This window comes from Marinobacter sp. V032 (assembly GCF_052645435.1).
On the sequence record NZ_JBQXYE010000001.1, the window covers coordinates 2,120,312 to 2,140,170 of the forward strand.

General features: G+C 55.9%; 17 protein-coding genes. 6 read left to right on the forward strand and 11 right to left on the reverse strand.

Annotated elements, in window-relative coordinates; all coding sequences use genetic code 11:
* Positions 1-100: 100 nt before the first annotated feature.
* Both putA and ACUN9X_RS09715 read left to right on the forward strand, forming a co-directional pair.
* Complete coding sequence (gene putA / locus ACUN9X_RS09710; RefSeq protein WP_445472926.1) at positions 101-3,280, forward strand: bifunctional proline dehydrogenase/L-glutamate gamma-semialdehyde dehydrogenase PutA; 3,180 nt, start codon at positions 101-103, stop codon at positions 3,278-3,280.
* Between the two features lie 279 nt (positions 3,281-3,559).
* Positions 3,560-4,123 (forward strand): chalcone isomerase family protein, encoded by a 564-nt coding sequence (locus tag ACUN9X_RS09715; protein WP_445472927.1) that lies wholly within the window; start codon positions 3,560-3,562, stop codon positions 4,121-4,123.
* Between the two features lie 109 nt (positions 4,124-4,232).
* On the opposite strand, the gene nth is transcribed toward ACUN9X_RS09715, so the two are convergent.
* Genes nth through metG form a run of 8 tightly spaced genes read right to left on the reverse strand, consistent with a single transcriptional unit; the run spans position 4,233 to position 12,903 of the window.
* Complete coding sequence (gene nth, locus ACUN9X_RS09720; RefSeq protein WP_445472928.1) at positions 4,233-4,874, reverse strand: endonuclease III; 642 nt, start codon at positions 4,872-4,874, stop codon at positions 4,233-4,235.
* 29 nt (positions 4,875-4,903) lie between these two features.
* Positions 4,904-5,620, reverse strand: coding sequence for an electron transport complex subunit E (locus ACUN9X_RS09725; RefSeq protein ID WP_445472929.1), 717 nt, complete (start codon positions 5,618-5,620; stop codon positions 4,904-4,906).
* Positions 5,621-5,622: 2 nt separating this feature from the next.
* Positions 5,623-6,285 (reverse strand): electron transport complex subunit RsxG, encoded by a 663-nt coding sequence (rsxG, locus tag ACUN9X_RS09730; protein ID WP_445472930.1) that lies wholly within the window; start codon positions 6,283-6,285, stop codon positions 5,623-5,625.
* Between the two features lie 11 nt (positions 6,286-6,296).
* A complete protein-coding gene (gene rsxD, locus ACUN9X_RS09735) occupies positions 6,297-7,340 on the reverse strand; it encodes an electron transport complex subunit RsxD (RefSeq protein WP_445472931.1) in 1,044 nt (347 codons plus the stop codon).
* Positions 7,341-7,363: 23 nt separating this feature from the next.
* Positions 7,364-9,622, reverse strand: coding sequence for an electron transport complex subunit RsxC (gene rsxC / locus ACUN9X_RS09740; RefSeq protein ID WP_445472932.1), 2,259 nt, complete (start codon positions 9,620-9,622; stop codon positions 7,364-7,366).
* Positions 9,622-10,212, reverse strand: coding sequence for an electron transport complex subunit RsxB (rsxB, locus tag ACUN9X_RS09745; protein ID WP_260035175.1), 591 nt, complete (start codon positions 10,210-10,212; stop codon positions 9,622-9,624). The genes rsxC and rsxB overlap by 1 nt, the downstream gene beginning before the upstream one ends.
* Before the next feature lie 13 nt (positions 10,213-10,225).
* The gene (rsxA, locus tag ACUN9X_RS09750) at positions 10,226-10,807 is read right to left on the reverse strand and encodes an electron transport complex subunit RsxA (RefSeq protein ID WP_260035176.1); all 582 of its coding nucleotides are present in this window, start codon (positions 10,805-10,807) and stop codon (positions 10,226-10,228) included.
* A 50-nt stretch (positions 10,808-10,857) separates the two neighbouring features.
* Positions 10,858-12,903: a methionine--tRNA ligase gene (metG, locus tag ACUN9X_RS09755; RefSeq protein WP_445472933.1), complete on the reverse strand. Its 2,046-nt coding sequence runs from the start codon at positions 12,901-12,903 to the stop codon at positions 10,858-10,860.
* Positions 12,904-13,157: 254 nt separating this feature from the next.
* Here metG and apbC point away from each other — a divergent pair, with 254 nt between their 5' ends.
* The 4 genes from apbC (at position 13,158) to ACUN9X_RS09775 (ending at position 17,110) form a co-directional block, all read left to right on the forward strand.
* Positions 13,158-14,255, forward strand: coding sequence for an iron-sulfur cluster carrier protein ApbC (apbC, locus tag ACUN9X_RS09760; protein ID WP_445472934.1), 1,098 nt, complete (start codon positions 13,158-13,160; stop codon positions 14,253-14,255).
* A gap of 163 nt (positions 14,256-14,418) precedes the next feature.
* The gene (gene dcd / locus ACUN9X_RS09765; protein ID WP_260035179.1) at positions 14,419-14,985 is read left to right on the forward strand and encodes a dCTP deaminase; all 567 of its coding nucleotides are present in this window, start codon (positions 14,419-14,421) and stop codon (positions 14,983-14,985) included.
* Positions 14,986-15,193: 208 nt separating this feature from the next.
* Positions 15,194-15,805: a YjaG family protein gene (locus ACUN9X_RS09770; protein WP_260035181.1), complete on the forward strand. Its 612-nt coding sequence runs from the start codon at positions 15,194-15,196 to the stop codon at positions 15,803-15,805.
* 42 nt (positions 15,806-15,847) lie between these two features.
* Positions 15,848-17,110 carry a valine--pyruvate transaminase gene (locus ACUN9X_RS09775; RefSeq protein WP_260035182.1) on the forward strand — a complete coding sequence of 421 codons (1,263 nt, stop codon included), beginning with the start codon at positions 15,848-15,850 and terminating at the stop codon, positions 17,108-17,110.
* Here the strand turns inward: ACUN9X_RS09775 and ACUN9X_RS09780 are convergent.
* The 3 genes from ACUN9X_RS09780 to purM form a co-directional block, all read right to left on the reverse strand.
* Positions 17,088-17,873, reverse strand: coding sequence for a DUF3108 domain-containing protein (locus ACUN9X_RS09780; RefSeq protein WP_260035183.1), 786 nt, complete (start codon positions 17,871-17,873; stop codon positions 17,088-17,090). The genes ACUN9X_RS09775 and ACUN9X_RS09780 overlap by 23 nt on opposite strands.
* Positions 17,874-18,044: 171 nt before the next feature.
* Positions 18,045-18,743, reverse strand: coding sequence for a phosphoribosylglycinamide formyltransferase (gene purN, locus ACUN9X_RS09785; protein WP_445472935.1), 699 nt, complete (start codon positions 18,741-18,743; stop codon positions 18,045-18,047).
* Positions 18,740-19,795, reverse strand: coding sequence for a phosphoribosylformylglycinamidine cyclo-ligase (gene purM / locus ACUN9X_RS09790; RefSeq protein ID WP_260035186.1), 1,056 nt, complete (start codon positions 19,793-19,795; stop codon positions 18,740-18,742). Before purM ends, purN begins: the two co-directional genes overlap by 4 nt.
* Positions 19,796-19,859: the final 64 nt, after the last annotated feature.

Sequence of the window (19,859 nt, forward strand, 5' to 3'; positions counted from 1 at the left end):
AGATTAGCGGCATGACGGTTGAAATTTCACAATTGGTCATACGGTACGGCTCATGTGAACCATACTGGGTGAACCATTTTCTGCATTGGAGAGTTCGGTAATGTTCAGCGCGAGCAAAATTCTGGATGCTGATTTTCAGAAGAACCCCAGGGAATATTTTTGGAAGGGTATCACCGAGAACTACGCTGTTGATGAGGCGGAATACCTGCAGGAACTGATTCCGCTGGCACAGAGTGATGCCGAGGAATATCGTGACGTCACCGAGACTGCGACAGATCTGATCAAAAAGGTGCGGGCTCAGGATGACTCCATCCATATGATTGATGCCCTGTTGCAGGAGTACAGCCTCGATACCCAGGAAGGTATTTTGCTGATGTGCCTCGCTGAAGCGCTGATGCGGATCCCCGACAAGTACACGGCTGACGCACTGATTCACGACAAGATGTCCGATGCAGACTGGAAGAAGCATGTTGGCCGGAGTGAATCAACGCTGGTCAATGCCTCCACATGGGGGCTGATGCTGACCGGGCGTGTTGTGAAGATGGACAAGCGGCTTGATGGCTCGCCTTCCAATATCTGGAAGCGTCTGGTCAAGCGTTCCGGTGAACCGGTTATCCGCAGCGCGATGTATCAGGCCATGGCCATCATGGGTAAGCAGTTTGTGCTTGGTCGTGATATCAATGAAGCGCTGTCGAACGCCCGTAGTTATCGGGACCAGGGCTACACCTACTCGTTCGATATGCTGGGTGAAGCGGCGCTGACCACAGAAGATGCAGGCCGCTATCTGGCCGATTACCGCAATGCGATTGAAGCCGTTGGCAACGATCCCTATCCCGAGAGCAAGGCGCCGAGACCGTCTATCTCGATCAAACTGTCCGCGTTACACCCACGCTATGAAGTCGCTCAGGAAAAGCGCGTGCTTACCGAGCTTCATGACACCGTCGTTGAGTTGCTGCGCTTCGCCCGGGAAAAGAATGTCTCGATTACCATCGATGCCGAAGAGATGGATCGACTGGAGCTCTCGCTTCTGTTGTTCGAGAAAGTATTCAAACATTCTGTTGTCGAAGGCTGGGACGGTTTCGGCTTGGTTATCCAGGCATACTCCAAGCGCGCGTTGCCGGTTCTTTGCTGGCTAGCGAAGCTGGGTAAGGAGCAGGGCAGAGAAATTCCTATCCGTTTGGTCAAAGGCGCTTACTGGGACACAGAGATCAAAATCTGCCAGCAACTGGGGCTTGAGAGTTACCCGGTGTTCACCCGCAAAGAGGCGACGGATACGTCCTACCTGGCCTGCCTGCGCTTCCTGTTAAGTGATTTCACCAAGGGCGCGATCTATCCGCAATTGGCGAGCCATAACGCCCACACGGTTGCGTCGGTACTGGCCATGGCACGCAACAAGGGACGCAAGATTGAATTCCAGCGGCTGCACGGCATGGGGGATGCGCTCTATAACACGGTGCTCAACCAGCATGATATTCCGGTGCGTATTTACGCGCCGGTCGGCGCACACAAAGATCTACTGCCCTATCTGGTAAGGCGTCTTCTTGAGAATGGCGCGAACTCCTCGTTCGTCCATCGTCTGGTTGATGCGCGAACGCCAATAGAGGATCTGGTACAGAACCCGGTTCAGGATCTGCAGAAGCACAAGACATTGGCCAACAACCGTATTCCGCTGCCATCCCAGATATACGGTGCTGATCGTCGCAATTCCAAAGGGGTCAACTTACACGTCGAATCCCATCTGGACCCGCTCATGCGTGCATTAAAAACCTGGGACAGTCATCAGTGGACGGCGGGCCCGGTCATCAACGGACAGAAGCGCACTGATGGCGAGAGCAAAACAGTGCATGCGCCCTTTGATCAGTCCCAGAAAGTCGGCAGTGTTTGTTGGGCGACCGAGGCCCACGCCAGGGAAGCGCTGGACGTTGCGTCAGGCGCATTCAAGAGCTGGAATGAAACACCGGTTGAAGATCGGGCCCGTTGCCTCGAACGCTATGCAGACCTGATGGAGAAACACCTTGAGGAGCTGATGGCGATCTGTTCCCGTGAAGCAGGCAAGTCGCTTCAGGACGGCATCGACGAGGTCAGGGAAGCGGTGGACTTCTGTCGTTACTATGCCAATCAGGGGCGCCTGCGCTTCGCCGAATCCATTACGCTGCCAGGTCCTACCGGTGAAAGTAATGAACTCTACCTGGAAGGCCGTGGTGTTTTTGTCTGTATCAGCCCCTGGAACTTCCCGCTCGCCATCTACACCGGTCAGATGATGGCGGCGCTGGTCGCCGGCAATACGGTGATCGCCAAGCCTGCGGAGCAGACCAGTCTGTTGGCTCATCGGGCCTTCGAGCTGATGCTTGAAGCCGGCTTCCCGGGCAGCGCAGTGCAACTGTTGCCGGGCGATGGCGCCACTATTGGTGGTGCGTTGATGCCGGATAACCGGGTTGCCGGTGTAGCCTTTACCGGCTCGACCCAGACAGCCCATGTGATTAATCGCACGCTAGCCGATCGCGAAGGCTCAATTGTGCCGATGATTGCGGAAACCGGTGGCCAGAACGCCATGATTGTCGACAGCAGCGCTTTGCCAGAGCAGGTCGTGCGCGACGTTGTCCAGTCGGCATTTGCCAGCGCCGGGCAACGGTGTTCAGCCTTGCGTGTGCTCTACGTTCAGCGTGATGTGGCAGAGCGGATGGAAACGCTGCTGGCGGGCGCTATGGAAGAACTGGTGGTTGGCGATCCGCGTCTTCACAGTACGGATGTCGGCCCGGTCATTGATGCCGGCGCCCAGTCAGGCTTGCAGGAGCATGTGGATGAGATGGAGAAATCAGCGCGTTTCATTGCCCGAGCGCCACTGCCGGCCGAATGCCAGAGGGGCTTCTTTATAGCACCTTCTGCCTACGGCATTGATAGCATCGCACAACTCAAGAAAGAGCACTTTGGCCCCATTCTTCACGTGGTGCGCTATGAAGCAGAAAAGCTCGACGACGTAATAGCCGAGATTAACGATGCGGGGTACGGCCTCACGTTGGGTATCCACAGTCGAAGTGAGACCACCGCTGCCTATATTGAGAAAAACGTCAAGGTGGGCAACGCCTACATCAACCGCAATCAGATTGGTGCAGTAGTGGGTGTTCAACCCTTCGGCGGACGTGGGCTGTCCGGAACTGGTCCCAAGGCTGGTGGCCCGCACTATCTGCTGCGGTTTGCGACAGAAAGAACCCGGACGATCAACACCACAGCTGTTGGGGGAAATGCTTCGCTGTTGTCGTTGGGGATCGAAGAGGTCTGAAGCGAGAACTTCAGGCAAAACCATAGGCCAGAACATTGCAGGTCTGGCAAAAAAAGGGGCGCTTAGGGCGCCCCTTTTTTGTGTCCGGAGTGACGGTGAGGTGGTTTATTGTTGTTCGGGGCAGCTGCGATTGCTCGTGACCCCGCCGTTGACGCCTGTTCCAGCAAATGAGAACCACACATCAGAGCGCGGCCCGGCACATTGCTAAAATGCAACTGGTTTTGACGAATGGCGCTTTATAAAATAAATAAGAAACAATACTTTAGGGACGATGACACGATGAAAAAACTAACCTCTGCATTTTTGCTTTCAATGACACTCGCCGCACCGGTTTCTGCCGTAACCATCGAAGGTGTGGATATGCCTGACCAGATGAAGGCAGACGGCTCTGAACTGGTGCTGAATGGCGCAGGTGTGCGCTCCAAGTGGTTTATTGATCTCTACGTTGGCGGCCTCTACGTGTCACACGTGGGCTCTGATCCAAAGGCGATTGTTGCTGCTGATGAGCCCCAGGCCATTCGCCTGCATATCATCTCTGGCATGATCACCAGCGATAAGATGACCTCCGCCACACTGGAGGGCTTTGATGCGTCAACGGACGGCAACACTGCACCGATTCAGGCCGAGATCGACGAGTTTATGGGCGTATTCAAAGACGAAATCAAGGAAGGTGACGTTTTTGATCTGGTCTACCTGCCGGGTGAAGGTGTGAAGGTGTCCAAGAATGGTAACGCCCGGGATACGATTTCTGGTATCGAATTCAAAAAGGCGCTGTTCGGCATCTGGCTGTCTGACGAGCCGGCTCAGGAAGATCTGAAAGCCGCCATGCTCGGTAAGGATTAAGCGTCTGCCTCTATTGGGGGCAAGTCGAAAAAAGGGAGGCAATATCGCCTCCCTTTTTCGTGTCTGGGATCCGGCCCCATTGGTCCTCAGACCAGTCCTGTTCCTGGGTTTACTCCAGGTAGTCTCGTTTCTGTTTGAATTCGCACAGATCTTCGATCGGGCAGATGCCGCACTTTGGCTTTCTCGCCACGCAGACATAGCGCCCATGCAGAATCAGCCAATGATGGGCATCCTGCAGGTAGTCTTTGGGCACCAGCCGCACCAGTCGTTGCTCTACCTCGACAACATTCTTGCCCGGCGCGATACCTGTGCGGTTGGATACGCGAAAGATATGAGTATCCACCGCCATGGTGGGTTGGCCAAACGCAGTGTTCAGGACCACATTGGCGGTTTTCCGGCCCACGCCAGGGAGGGCTTCGAGTGCTTCCCGCGTGTCCGGCACAATACTGTCGTGCTCTTCGACCAGTATTCGGCAGGTCTTTATCACGTTCTCGGCCTTGCTGTTGAACAGGCCGATGGTCTTGATGTATTCCTTCAGCCCGTCCACGCCCAGCGCCAGAATCGCAGCTGGCGTATTGGCGACCGGGTAAAGCCGGGCGGTTGCCTTGTTGACGCCGACATCAGTGGCCTGTGCCGAGAGGATAACGGCGATCAGCAGTTCGAACGGCGAACTGTATACCAGCTCGGTGGTGGGGTTGGGGTTGGCAGCCCTGAGGCGTTCAAAGATGGCCGTTCGTTTTTGTTTGTTCATAATATTCTCTGACGGTCAGGGATTCGTGATCAGGAAACGGAACCGGTGACACGCACGCGCTTGCTGCCAGCGATCGTGGGCTCGACAATCCGCGCGTCACGGCGTTTTTTGATCTGACCATCAATAGCGTTTTTAAGTGCGATGATAAAGCCAAGCCCGACGAACGCACCGGGTGGTAAAACCATAAACAGCACGTTTGCGTAGTTATCGAACACATGCAGGGTCCAATCAGCCGCCGCCGGACCGAAGATCAGATTCATATTGGTGAACAGGGTGCCTTGACCGATCACTTCCCGCATCCCGCCCAGAACGATCAGTACCAGCAAAAAGCCGATTCCCATCATTAGCCCATCAAGCACTGAGGGCAGTACGCTGTTTCGGGCAGCGAATGCGTCAGCACGCCCGAGAATTGCACAGTTGGTGACGATCAGCGGAATAAAAATGCCAAGGATTTCGTAAAGCTCGTAAGTAAACGCCTGCATCAGTAATTCTGCGCAGGTGACGAAGGACGCAATAATCATCACAAACGCCGGCAAGCGGACAGAATCGGGCACGAAATTGCGAATCAGTGATACCGACAGATTGGAGCCAACCAGCACCAGCAAGGTTGCCACACCCAGACCGATCGCATTGACCACCGTGCCGGTGACAGCAAGCAGGGGGCAAAGACCGAGCACCTGAACCAGCGCCGGGTTGTTGACCCAAAGCCCGTCCTTGATGATTTCCAATGAAGTCTTGGTGGCCATAATCAGTGATCCTCAACCGGCTGTGTGGAGGCCGGGGTGTCGAGTAGCTTGCGCCGATGCTCGTCGAAGTAGACAAGAGCGCCGTGAACGGCTCTTACAACGGCTCTGGGCGTGATGGTAGCACCGGTAAACTGGTCGAACTCACCGCCATCCTTGGCTACTGCCCACTGTCCGTCTTGCACATTCTTGAGTGATTTTCCGTCGAAACTGTAAACCCAATTCGACTTCTTGAGTTCTACCTTGTCGCCAAGGCCTGGTGTTTCCTTGTGTTGGGTGACGCGCACGCCGAGCACCTCGCCCCGGCTATTGATGCCTACCAGTAAACGGATGGGGCCGGAGTATCCATTTGGCGCGACTGCTGGAAGGATAATGCCGGTAATGTCGCCATCTTCCCGTGCGAGGTGCGCGACCGCTGCAGACTTGAGGCCCAGGTCTTCCGCCGGTCCCACGTCCACCGTATCGGACAGCAGGTCATTGTCGTGCAGATCGGCTGGGATGATTTCGAGTAAGGCACTGGCTTCGGCTTTACGGACCTGGTCTGCAATGCGGTTTTTGGTGATCGCATGGGTGAGGGCAATTGTGCCGGCCGTAATGACGGCAAACAGTGCCAGCCCGATAGCGTTGCGGGCAATGGATTGTCCAATGGGAGCCGTAATGAGGGCCATAGTCACGCCTTTCAGGAATCGCTGGTTTTAATGCGTCGCGAACGTTTGTGTCCGTAAGTACGGGGCTGTGTGTAGTAGTCGATGAATGGAACGGCAAAGTTCATCAACAGCACGGCAAAAGCGACCGCATCAGGGTAGTTACCCCATGCTCGAATGATATACAGCAGCACACCAATTCCGGCGCCGTAGACCAGCTTGCCCTTGTGGCTGGTTGCTGCTGATACGGGGTCCGTCGCGATAAAAAACGCGCCCAGCATTGTTGCGCCAGAAAGCAGGTGAACGGATAGGGGCGTGTACCGGTCCGGGTCCCAACCGAACGCCAGGCTCATCACGCTCAGCGCTGCGAGCATACTGACCGGGATATGCCAACTGATAATCCGGCGAACAACAAGCACAATGCCGCCGGCGAGAAAGGCCAGGTTGACCCATTCCCAGCCCCGGGCAACAAAGTCGCCGAATGCCGGGTGTTGCAACACTTCGCTAGACAATGCAGCGCCGATATCGTGTTTGTACACATCAAGCGGGGTTGCCATGGTGTAGCCATCAATCACCGGACCATTGCCAAAAATAATCTGCAGTGTCTCGATGAATCCCGGAGTCGCGCTGCCGTATCCGGTCGGACTCGACCAGGTGGTGGTCATGGCGACCGGGAATGAGATCAAAACCAGGGCATAGCCCACCATAGCGGGATTGAACGGATTAGACCCGAGCCCGCCATAAAGTTGTTTGGCGAGAATGATCGCAACAACCACGGCCACTGCACAGACCCACCAGGGGGCGAGCGGCGGCAGCGCGAGGCCCAATAATAAACCTGTTACCGCCGCGGTGTTGTCTTTGATGAAGAAGGCGACCGGCCGCTGCCGCAGCTTTAATATCGCGGCCTCGGTGGCAATGGCGATAGCGACACACAACACCGTGTTGATCAGGTTCCCCCAGCCGAAGAAAACGGTTTGCATCAGCAGGCCTGGCAGCGTGCACAGGATAACCCACAGCATGACCCGCGATGTTTTATTGGGCCCTCGGGTGTGGGGGGATGACAGTCTGAGAAAAGCCATGAAAATATCTCGTTTAAGCCACGTCAGGCTGATGTTGATGATGGGTTGCGGGCATCATCCAGTGCTGCCTGGGCGCGGGCGACGCGGTCATGATTCTTGGCCACGGCACGGGTCAGCTTGTCGACGTTGTCGTTTCCGTTGGCAGTTGCTTCGTCGAGCATGGCTTGCATATTGTCCAGTTTCGCCTGAGCTTTCGTCAGGGCGTCTTCGAGTTCGGCCATCTCAACCGCAGGCACGCTTTCCTGCTTCGAATTTGCTTCGGGCGCTGAGGCGTTGTTGAGTTCCCTCTCTGAGAGGGCCGCTTCGGCGACTGCAACCCGTTGCTTGTTTTTGCTAACCGCCCGCTCCAGTTTCTCGATATTGTCAGCACCCTGCTGACGGGCTTCGTCGAGCATCGATTGCATGGTATCGAGTTTATTGCGCGCTTTTTCGAGGTTGGTCTGCAATGTCTCCAGGGGCACTTCATCAGCGGTATCGATTGGCGATTCCGCTACAGTTTTGGCTGTCGGATTCGCCTTGCTGGCATCGTCCAGCGCCTGTTGGGCTGCATCGACGCGTTGCTGGTTCTTGGCCACAGCGCGGGCCAGCTTTTCTGTATCAGCACCTTGCGCTTCGGCATCTTTCAGCAGGCCTTGCATGGTGTTGAGCTTGGCTTTCGCTTTCGTGAGATTGGTTTCCAGCTCGTCCAATGAAGGCGCAGTTGGTGCATGGCTGACAGCTGTTTCGGGCTTGCTTTCCGTTGCACTGGCATTTTTTCGCGCCAGCGCGGCCTGCACTGCCGCGCTGGCAGACTGCCGGCCTGTATTCGGCGTGTCGGCAGCCTGCGCCCGTTTTTCCGCCTGGGCTTGCGCGGCTGCCTCGGCTCTTGCTTTACGCTTGGCTTCTTTCTCGGCCTGATCGCGTTCCAGCCTGGCCTGACGCGCTTCAAATCGTTCTCTGGCTCGATCGGATTTGGCTTGTTCCTCCCGCTGCTTGCGAATCTCGCCCTTGGAGTAGCGGTAGTACTGCACCAGAGGAATTGAGCTTGGGCACACGTAGGAGCATGCGCCGCACTCGATACAATCAAAAAGATTGTGCTGCTCGGCTTTGCCGAATTCCTGTGATTGAGAGAACCAGAACAACTGCTGTGGCAGCAATTCCATCGGACAACTGTCCGCGCACATGCTGCAACGGATACAGGGCTGGGCCGGAGGTGGCGCCGGGAACTCCCGGGGAGAACCCGCGATCACGCAGTTGGTGGTCTTGATGACCGGCACGTCCGGGTTGTCCAGAGTAAAGCCCATCATCGGCCCGCCAAGGATAAGGCGCTCGGTGCGCGCCGGATCAAAGCCGTACTGGTCGAGCAGGAACCCGATCGGGGTGCCGATAAGACTCTCGATGTTGGTTTGTTGCTCGAGGCCCTCGCCGGTCAAGGTGGTGATTCTGGAAATCAGCGGCTCGCCATGTCTGATCGCCCGGTAGACAGCGGCCGCCGTGCCGACGTTCTGGCACATGACGCCGATATCTGCCGGAATACCCTGATAGGGTACTTCCAGCCCGGTGAGAATCTGGATCAGCTGTTTTTCACCGCCCGAAGGATATTTGGTGGGAATGACGACCACTTCAATTCGAGTGCCTTCAACGGCGGCTCGCAAGGCGGCAATCGCCTCGGGCTTGTTGTCCTCGATGCCGATGATGCACTCTTCCGGCTCCAGGATGTACGCCATGATCTCGAGGCCGCCGACCACTTCCCGGGCCCGGGTCCGCATCAGCATATCGTCAGCGGTGATGTAGGGCTCGCATTCGGCGCCGTTGAGGATCAGCGTTCGCACCTTGTCATCGACTGGCGGGTGCAGTTTGATTTCCGTCGGGAAGCCGGCACCTCCCATACCTGCAATGCCGGCATTGCGGATCAATCTGAGCAGCGCTGGCGCATCGAGTTCATGGTAATCGTCAACCGGTTGGCGCTCTGCCCAGCTATCGGTTCCGTCCGGCCGAATCACCACGCACCAGTCCGTCATCCCGGATGGATGAGGCACGGCATGCGGGGTGATCGCGTCAATGGTGCCGGAGGTAGGGGCATGCACGGCGACGCTAAGGCGTCCCTCGGGAGCAGCGAGAAGCTGGCCTTTCAGTACCCGGTCTCCGGGCTCAACATTGACCTGTGCCGCCGCACCGATATGTTGCTGGAGAGGCACATAAAGTTTCTCTGGCAGTGGTGGAACCTGTATACCGTTGCCGGTTGACTGGTGTTTGTTCTCTTCGGGGTGGATGCCACCGGGGAAGTCCCAAAGCTTGCGCATCACGAGGCCACCTGTTGTCGGTCGGACGCAATGATCTGATCTTTCGGCAGGGTGTCTGGCCGTTCCCAACGCCACTGGCGGATATCGGTTTCGACTGAGACCATGTCAATGCAGTCCACAGGACAGGGCTCGACACAGAGGTCGCAGCCGGTGCATTCGCTTTCGATCACCGTATGCATATGTTTAGCGGCGCCTAAAATGGCGTCTACCGGACAGGCCTGAATACACTTGGTGCAGCCAATGCACTCATCTTCCCGGATAATGGCGACCCGTTTACCCTGGTCCACACCGTGTTCGGCATCCAGCGGCTGGGGCTCAACATCAAGTAGATCTGCGAGGGCATGGATTGTGGTCTCACCACCCGGAGGACAGCGGTTGATTGCGTCGCCATTGGCGATAGATTCTGCATAAGGGCGGCAACCGGGGAAGCCGCACTGGCCGCACTGGGTTTGTGGCAGCAGTGCGTCGATCTGGTCGACAATCGGATTGCCCTCAACCCGAAAGCGCTCGGCCGCAAAGCCGAGCAGAGCGCCGAATATCAATGATAGTGCGACAAGTGCACCAACCGCGATCAGAATTCCGGTCCACATCAGGTAATCTCCGTCACACGCTGACCAGGCCGGTAAAGCCCAGGAATGCCAGCGACATGAGTCCGGCGGTGACCATGCCGATAGCGGCCCCCCGAAACGCAACCGGGACGTCGGCGACCGCAATGCGCTCCCGCATGGCGGCGAACAGAACCAACACCAGAGAAAAACCAACGGCGGCACCGAACCCGTAGAGCACGGATTCGATGAAATTGTTGTTGCGATTAAGGTTCAGCAGGGCGACGCCAAGCACCGCACAGTTGGTTGTAATTAACGGCAGAAAGATACCCAGCACGCGATAGAGTACCGGGCTTGTTTTGCGCACGACCATCTCGGTGAACTGGACGACAACAGCAATCACCAGGATGAAGGTGATTGTCTTCAGAAAGTCCAGATTGAGTGGCGCCAGCAGATAGGTATACACCAGATAACTGCACACTGAGGACAGCGTCAGTACAAAGGTGGTCGCCAGCGACATGCCCATGGCGGTTTCCAGTTTGTTGGACACGCCCATAAAAGGACAAAGGCCAAGAAACTGAACCAGCACAAAGTTATTCACCAGAATGGTGCTGACCAGAATCAGCAGATATTCTGACATGGCGATACTCTCTCCGACGCTTTTCTGAAAACGATCCGATGCAGTTGTGCTTACATCACCCGTTGGCCAGGTTTTGCGCCCGTATCCGGTGACAGGATGAAAATATCCTTGCCACCCGGGCCTGCCGCCAGCACCATGCCTTCGGACATGCCGAACTTCATTTTGCGCGGTTTGAGGTTGGCGACCATTACCGTCAGGCGGCCTTGCAGATCCTCCGGTGCGTAAGCTGACTTGATGCCGGCAAACACATTACGTTCGCCATCACCCAGGCTGAGGGTCAGGCGCAGCAGTTTATCAGCGCCCTCGACGTGCTCAGCCTTGACGATTTCAACCACGCGTAAATCCACTTTAGCAAAGTCATTGAACTCGATTTCATCTGCAATCGGATCACTGGCCTTTTCTTGCGTTGAAGGCGCGGGCTGGCCTGTTGCGGCTGGCATCTCTTCTTTTGATGCTTCGAGCATCTGGTCAATCTGTTTCATTTCAACACGGCTCATGAGCGGCTTGAACTTGTTGATCGTGTGGCCTTCAAGCAGGTTGGCACGTTCGTTCCAGTTCAGCGGCGCATTGAGGAATGCCTCTGACGCCTGGGCGGTTTGAGGCAGAATCGGCGCCAGATAGGTCATCAGCAGGCGGAACATGTTGATGGCATTGGTCGAAATGGCTTGCACTTCTGCGGCGCGGCTTTCGTCCTTGATCAGCACCCAGGGTTCCATGTCGTTCACATATTGGTTGGCAACGTCTGCCAGTTCCATGATGCGGCGCATGGCGCGGCCAAACTCGCGCTTTTCATAATGCTCGGCAATTTCTTCGCCCGCGGTGACAAACGTGTTCAGTTTGTCTGTTTCAGTAATCTGACCCAGCTGCCCATCGAATTTCTTGGTAATGAATCCGGCCGTTCGGCTGGCGATGTTGACGACCTTGCCGACCAGATCCGAGTTCACGCGCTGGGCGAAATCTTCGAGGTTCAGGTCCATATCGTCCACGTTGCTGGTCAGCTTGGTGGCGAAGTAGTAGCGCAGGTATTCCGGATTCAGATGGTCCAGGTAGGTGCGGGCCATGATAAAGGTGCCGCGGGATTTGGACATCTTCTTGCCGTTAACCGTGATAAACCCGTGAGCGTAGACCGCAGACGGGGTGCGGTAGCCTGCACTGTGCAGCATGGACGGCCAGAACAGCGCATGGAAGTTTATGATGTCCTTGCCGATGAAGTGATAGACCTCGGCCTGGGAATCCGGCTTCCAGAAAGTATCGAAATCGAGATCTTCACGACGGTCGCAAAGATTCTTGAAGCTGGCGAGATAGCCGATAGGTGCGTCGAGCCACACGTAGAAATATTTGCCCGGCGCATCCGGAATCTCGAAGCCGAAATAGGGCGCGTCGCGGCTGATGTCCCACTCCTGCAGGCCGGCATCCAGCCACTCAGCGAGCTTGTTGGCCACTTGCGGCTGCAGAGTGCCGCTGCGGGTCCACTTCTGCAGGAAATCGGCAAACTCCGGCAACCGGAAAAAATAGTGCTCTGATTCTTTCTCGATCGGTGTTGCGCCTGACACGGCCGAACGCGGATTAATCAACTCGGCAGGTGTGTAAGTCGCACCGCAGACTTCGCAGTTATCGCCGTACTGGTCTTCCGACTTGCACTTGGGGCAGGTGCCCTTGATGAAGCGGTCTGCCAGGAACATCTTTTTCTCGGGATCATAAGACTGCGTGATCTGACGGGTCGCGATGTGGCCGTTCTTCTTCAGCTGTTCATAGATATGATTGGAGAAGTCCCTGTTTTCGCTCGAGTGGGTGCTGTAGTAATTGTCAAAGTGGATCAGGAACCCACCGAAATCTTCCCGATGCTCGGCATTGATGCGGTCAATCAATGCTTCAGAGGTGATGCCTTCGCGCTCGGCACGCAGCATGATGGCGGTGCCGTGGGCATCGTCAGCGCAGACGTACACACAGTTATGGCCTCGCATGTTCTGATAACGCACCCAGATATCAGTCTGAATGTATTCCAGCAGATGCCCCAGATGGATAGGACCATTGGCATAGGGCAGCGCGCTGGTAACCAGAATGTCGCGCCGGGACTGGGCGTTCGCTTGCGTCATGAGATGTACCAAACGTTGTTCGAAAAGGATTGAGTTCCGATGGCGCCGTGAAACCTCGCCATGAAGCCGGAAAAACGGGTTCCGAATAATACCTTTCCTGCGGCTATTTTTCATCCCGTTTTAGGGGTGATTGTGAATCAAAACGTGGGAGGTAAAGCACTGCTGCGGTTCAGTGTTCGAGGTCGTTGTGATTAAATGGCGATTCAGAAGAGTCACAGTAATTTAGTCAGGTATTGTTCCGTTTGGAGAACGCAATGACCCAGATATCCCGTGAAGCGGTAGAGAATGCGATCAGAGAATACCGGGACCCCTATCTGAACTCGGATCTGTACGAGCTGGATGCGGTCAAGTCTCTGGAAATTGACGGAGGCAGGGTTGAAGTAAGCGTGGAACTCAATTACCCGTCCGAAGGTATTGCCGGCGCGCTGAAGCAGTTGGTTGGCAATGCGATCGAGAATGTTGACGGAGTGGAGTCCGTCAACGTGGACACCCACCAGAAAATCCGCTCTTACCAGGCTCAGAAGGAGCTGCAGTCAATCGCCGGTGTGAAAAATATCATCGCTGTGGCATCAGGCAAAGGTGGTGTGGGCAAATCCACCACGGCGGTCAATCTCGCCTTGGCGTTGAGTCAGGAAGGCTGCCGAGTGGGTATTCTGGATGCCGATATCTACGGGCCCAGTGTTGGCATGATGCTGGGCGTGCCTGAAGGGAAGCGCCCTGATACCAAAGACAACAAATTCTTTATCCCGGTCGAGGCCCATGGCATCCAGGCAATGTCGATGGCGTTTCTGGTGACCGACAAAACGCCCATGGTATGGCGCGGGCCGATGGTCAGCGGGGCAGTGCAGCAGTTGTTGACCCAGACATTGTGGAACGATCTGGACTATCTGATCGTTGATATGCCGCCGGGCACGGGCGATATTCAGCTCACGCTCGCGCAAAAAGTGCCGGTGACCGGCGCGGTTGTGGTTACCACGCCACAGGATATTGCCTTGCTTGATTGCAAAAAAGGAATCGAGATGTTCCGGAAGGTGGATATTCCGGTTCTCGGTATTGTCGAGAACATGAGTGTGCACATCTGCAGCAACTGCGGCCATCACGAAGCCTTGTTTGGCGAGGGTGGTGGGCACCGTGTTGCTGAAGCGTACGACACAGAGGTGCTTGGTCAGCTGCCATTGCATATGACCATTCGCGAGCAGACAGATGGTGGTTCGCCCACTGTTGTAGCCGAATCTGATTCTGAAATCGCAAGGCTGTACCGCGATATCGCGCGCAAGCTGGGCGCGCTCCTTTCGAAGCGTGAACGGAATCTGGCGTCTCCTATTCCCAGTATTTCAATCAGCGACGATTAGTGGTCTGCCTGGATGTGGCTGAAGGGGGCAGCGGAAGCGTGCATTTTTCAGGCATGCTGCCTTTGTTTTAAACCGTCGCAAACGGTACCATACGGCCCACTTGATGCAGCGCGCTTGCGTGTGTTTTAACACTGCCCTCTCACGTTTTTACGAGAATGAACCGATGACGATTAAAGCAGACAAGTGGATCCGGCGGATGGCGCAGGACCATGGCATGATTGAGCCATTTGAGGCCGGACAGGTCCGGGAGTCTTCAAAAGGGCGTGTTATTTCCTACGGCACTTCCAGCTATGGCTACGATGTCCGTTGCAGCAATGAATTCAAGATCTTCACCAATGTGCATTCAGCCACTGTGGATCCGAAGAACTTTGATGAGCAGAGCTTTGTGAATATCACCAGCGACGTGTGCATTATCCCGCCAAACTCGTTTGCGCTGGCTCGCACGGTTGAGTATTTCCGTATTCCCCGCACGGTGTTGACCATCTGTCTCGGAAAATCCACCTACGCGCGTTGCGGCATTATCGTCAATGTCACACCTCTTGAGCCAGAGTGGGAAGGCCAGGTGACGCTGGAATTCTCAAACACGACCAATCTGCCTGCCAAGATCTATGCAAACGAAGGCGTGGCGCAGATGCTGTTCTTTGAGTCAGATGAAGTCTGCGAAACCAGTTATATGGATCGCGGCGGTAAATATCAGGGGCAGCGCGGCGTTACTCTGCCTCGCACCTGATCGTTATCTGAATCGGGCAATCGACCCTGGATCGTAAAAGCGTCTGTTTTCAGGCGCTTTTCTGTTTGGGTTCTGGTTGTATAAAGGCGCCTGATCAAGATTCTCTGTGTAATGCGTTGCTCAATACGATTCGTGGCTAGACTCACATCATGATTGTTCACTGTTCGCGCGCGTGTCATCAGGCGGCGGACATCTCGGGAGATAGGCAGTGAATGCTAATCAGTTTCTGAAAGCACTGGAGCAACTGCGAAGCTGGCGGGAGTATACGTTTATTCTCGCGCTGGCCGAGCGGGCATTTCCCAACTATGCCTTGTTTGCGGATGCTGTGGGCATGAAAGGTGGGGCCAAGGTTCGCCAGATGCTGGATCAGGCCTGGACCATGCTTGAGGAAAACAGCGGTGACGCGCAAGTAACGCAGATGCTTGCCCGCCTTGAGGGTTTGTCGCCGGATCCTGATGCCTATGACATGTATGGCGTCTATCCCGCCCATGATTTTTGCCGGCTGTTCGAGCAGGCCCTGTTGAATCGGCTGAACAATACCCGCTCTCGCGCCTTGGAGGCAGCTCTCTGGGCGACGGATACCGTGGCACAGTTTATCGAAATGTCCGAAGGTGAGGAGCTGGACGAAGACGAGCTGGTGCGTCTGCTGGATCGTCATGAGTTGATGAAACTGGACAAGGCCTTCCAGCGTGAAGTTCTGCTGGAAGTGAAGCGCCAGCGCGTGCCGGTTGCATCGTTTATCGCCACGATTCGTGAAATGGCCGCCAATGACGGCGTCAGCAATATTGGCATCGCGATTGACGATGCAGAGCCGGAATAACCTGATCAGTGGCTCCATAACTCCAGCAGGATTTTTCGTGTCATGAAGCTTTCAGCATTTGGAAGAAAATTTACCGCTCAATCCGGTATTACGTCATTGATGGATGATCTCGGTAACGCGCTGGCGTCCGGGGATGACATGATCATGATGGGTGGCGGTAACCCCGGGCATGTGCCGGAAATTCAGGAGCGTTTGCGGGGCATCCTTTCTGATATCACCGGGGACGAGACGTCTTTTCGCCGTCTGGTGGGTATTTATGATCCGCCTCAGGGGGAAAAGCGTTTTATTTCGGCGCTGGTGGAGTTGCTGAATGCTGAGTACGACTGGAATCTGACGGAAGCCAATGTCGCGTTGACCAATGGCAGTCAGGCGGCGTTTTTCATGCTGTTCAATATGTTCGCGGGGGATGACGGCGAGGGCACCAAACGGCATATCCTGTTACCGCTGGCGCCGGAATATATCGGCTATGCCGATGCGGGCCTCAGCGATGATCTGTTTCGCGCCGTGAAGCCCGAAATCACCGAAACCGGGCCTCACGAGTTCAAGTATCGGGTCGATTTTGATGCGCTGGAAATAAGCGACGAAACCGGTGCAATCTGTGTTTCCCGGCCGACGAACCCAACCGGTAACGTGGTGACCGACGACGAGATGGCACGGCTCGAAGCGCTGGCCGAACGGCATGATATTCCGTTGATCGTGGATGGCGCTTACGGCACACCCTTCCCAAGCTTGCTGTATGTTGACGCAACGCCCCGCTGGAACGACCGGATTGTGCTGTGTCTCAGCCTATCTAAACTGGGGTTGCCGGCCGCTCGTACAGGTATCGTGATCGCCGCCGAATCCGTCATCAAGGCGCTTTCCGGAATCAACGCGATCATGAATCTGGCAACCGGCAGTTTTGGCGCCATGCTGGCCGAGCCTCTGGTGCGATCTGGTGAAATTCTGTCTCTCAGTCGTGACGTCGTGTGTCCGTTCTATCAGCGCAAAATGCAAAAAGCGGTAGGCGTGCTGCACGAGCGGCTGGGTGAACGCTGCCCCTGGTCTGTTCACAAGCCTGAAGGCGCGATGTTTCTCTGGTTATGGTTTCCGGATCTTCCGGTATCCAGTCTTGAGCTATACGAACGACTCAAGGCGAGGGGTGTGCTGGTGGTGTCGGGGCATTACTTCTTCCCCGGTTTACCGGGCGATGACTGGCGGCATCGGCATGAATGCCTGCGGGTGACTTATTCCCAGGATGACGATCAGGTTGAGTGCGGGCTTTCGATTATTGCGGATGAAGTGCTCAGAATTTGGTCTGAGCACTGACGTTTTTGCCGTTTATTTCTGCGCTTTCAAGGTGGATTTCATACCGCGTGCCGTCGGTCTCGACCTGCACAAGCCTGACGAGCAGGTAGTCCCAGTCGGGCGCGAACCACATGAGTGTCGTTCGTTTTTTCTTTGGTGCGCGTATTTTTTCGACTTTCAGCGTCTTGACCTTGCCCAGCTTGGTTTCCAGTACATCTTCGCCGACGACACCAAATCGGGATGTCTCCAGGTGCCTCTTGTCGACGACTTCGTATTCCATTTCAGTGAGGCCGTTCTTCAGATCCTGGCGCAATTGAAGTTGGTACCCCATGGGGTCCAGCGCATCTGCCGGCACGGTATAGTTCACTTCGTCACCCTCATAATCCCCACTAACCCTGTTGTCAGCATGGTTAAAGTCAATCGACCGATGGCGGTCGGGGATCATCATGCCTTCAAGTGAGTAGCGATAGATATTCGGAACAACGCGATCATCTTCCCAGCGGAAGTAGGTGGCTTCGCGAATATCGGCAATGAAAGAATCGACGTCAAAGCGATACAGCCATTGGCCATTTCCTTTGCTTTCCAGCGTGCGGGTTGCCGAGCCTTTTACCGGTATGCCTTTATCCAGGCTAGCGCGGTAGGTGGCGGTCATCGGGTAGAGTGATTCCGGTTCGGTGCGGTCGTCGGGTTGCTCGTTGGCTACAGCGCTACCGCAGAGCAGGAGCGCTGCAGCAAGTGCGACGGCGCATTTGAACGGGCCCGCTGGAGTGCTAAAACTGGCCATGGTGAGGTCGCATCTCCAAAAGCATTTAAGGGGAAGGTGGCCCGGTTGAGCCATCGTAATCACAACGCTAGAGCAAGGTGCTCCCGCGTGCAACTGTGGACGTGTGACAATCCCGTTAGCTGCAGCACCCCGTCCGGTTAATTGGCAAACCGGCGGGATGTCAGCGCATTCTCACTGATAGCTGTCTGCAGGAAGATCAAGCACCGCGGGAAGTGGTGCTCCGTCGAAAAGGACGCCGTTGTCGTCAAGGTTGATCCGGCCTTCGCAGAACCAGCGAACAATGATCGGATACAGAATGTGTTCCCTCGCCTGCACCCTTGCGCTCAGCGTCGCTGCCGTATCGTTGGTCAGTACTTCCACTTTAGCTTGCGCAATGACCGGTCCGCCGTCCAACTCTTCGGTGACGAAGTGGATGGAGGTGCCGTGCACACTGTCGCCGGCATCAATGGCTTTCTGGTGAGTGTTGAGCCCCTGGTATTTGGGTAGCAGGGAAGGGTGAACGTTGAGCAGCCGTCCCTGATAGCGGCGCACAAAATCCGCGGTCAGAATTCGCATAAAGCCGGCCAGGACAACCAGATCCGGCTCATAGGTTTCGATCTTGCGGAGCAGGGAGGCGTCAAACGTCTCCCGATCACAGAACTCCCGGTGATCCAGTGTAAAGGTCTCGATACCTGCCTGTTGCGCGCGTTCAAGGCCGCCGGCATCAGGACGGTTGGATCCGACCGCAACGATGCGGCCGGGAAAGTCCGTTGATGCCGCCGCCTCAATCAAAGCCTGCAAGTTGGTGCCTGATCCGGAGATCAGGACAACAATGCGCGGAATGATCGTGTCCGCATTGGTCGGGTAGCTCGGGCTGGTCTGCTCGGTCATACCTTCGCTGCACCCGGGCGGTACTGTACACGGTCGCCGTCTGCACTGGTTTCGATGTGGCCCAGGCGCCAGGCTGTTTCTCCCAGAGCTTTCAGGGTATCCAGTGCGGCTTCGGCCTGGTCTTCGGGAACACAGATAACCATGCCTATACCGCAGTTAAAGGTGCGGTACATTTCCTTGATCTCAACATTGCCAGCCTGTTGCAGCCACTGGAAGACGGGAGGCAGGGTCCAGCTTTCAGTATCAATAATCGCAGCCGCGCCATCGGGCAATACGCGGGGAATGTTCTCGGGCAGTCCGCCACCGGTAATGTGTGCCATGGCGCGAACGTCGATGGTTTTAATCAGCTTCAGCAGATTCTTGACGTAGATGCGGGTGGGCTCCATCAGCGCTTTTGCCAGCGTGGTGTCGCCTACCGGCATTGCCAGATCGGCGTCGCTGACTTCCAGAATCTTGCGGATCAGTGAGTAGCCGTTGGAGTGCGGGCCGGAGGAACCCAGCGCAAGCAGTACATCGCCGGAGCGGACACTCATGCCATCGATAATGTCGTTGCGTTCAACAACGCCGACACAGAAACCGGCGAGGTCGTAATCATCGCCTTCATACATGCCGGGCATTTCAGCTGTTTCGCCGCCCACCAGCGAACAGCCGGCGAGTTCGCATCCCTTGCCGATGCCGTCTACCACGTCGGCAGCAACGTCAACGTTGAGCTTGCCGGTGGCGTAGTAGTCCAGAAACATCAGCGGTTCCGCACCGCCCACAATCAGGTCGTTGACACACATGGCCACCAGATCGATGCCAATCGTGTCATGTTGTTCCAGCTGCATGGCCAGGCGCAGCTTGGTGCCTACGCCGTCTGTGCCGGACACCAGAATGGGCTCTTTGTAGCCCGAAGGCAGCGCGACCATGGCGCCGAAGCCTCCCAGTCCGCCCAGTACTTCCGGGCGCTTGGTGCGTGCGGCGGTCTTTTTAATACGCTCGACAAGTGCATTGCCTGCGTCAATGTCGACGCCTGCATCGCGGTAGGTCAGTCCGGTTTTCTGGTCGGTCATGAGTCTTTTGCTGCCATGGAAAATGAAAGATGGGCGATTTTAACAGGTGGGGCAGAGTGGTCCA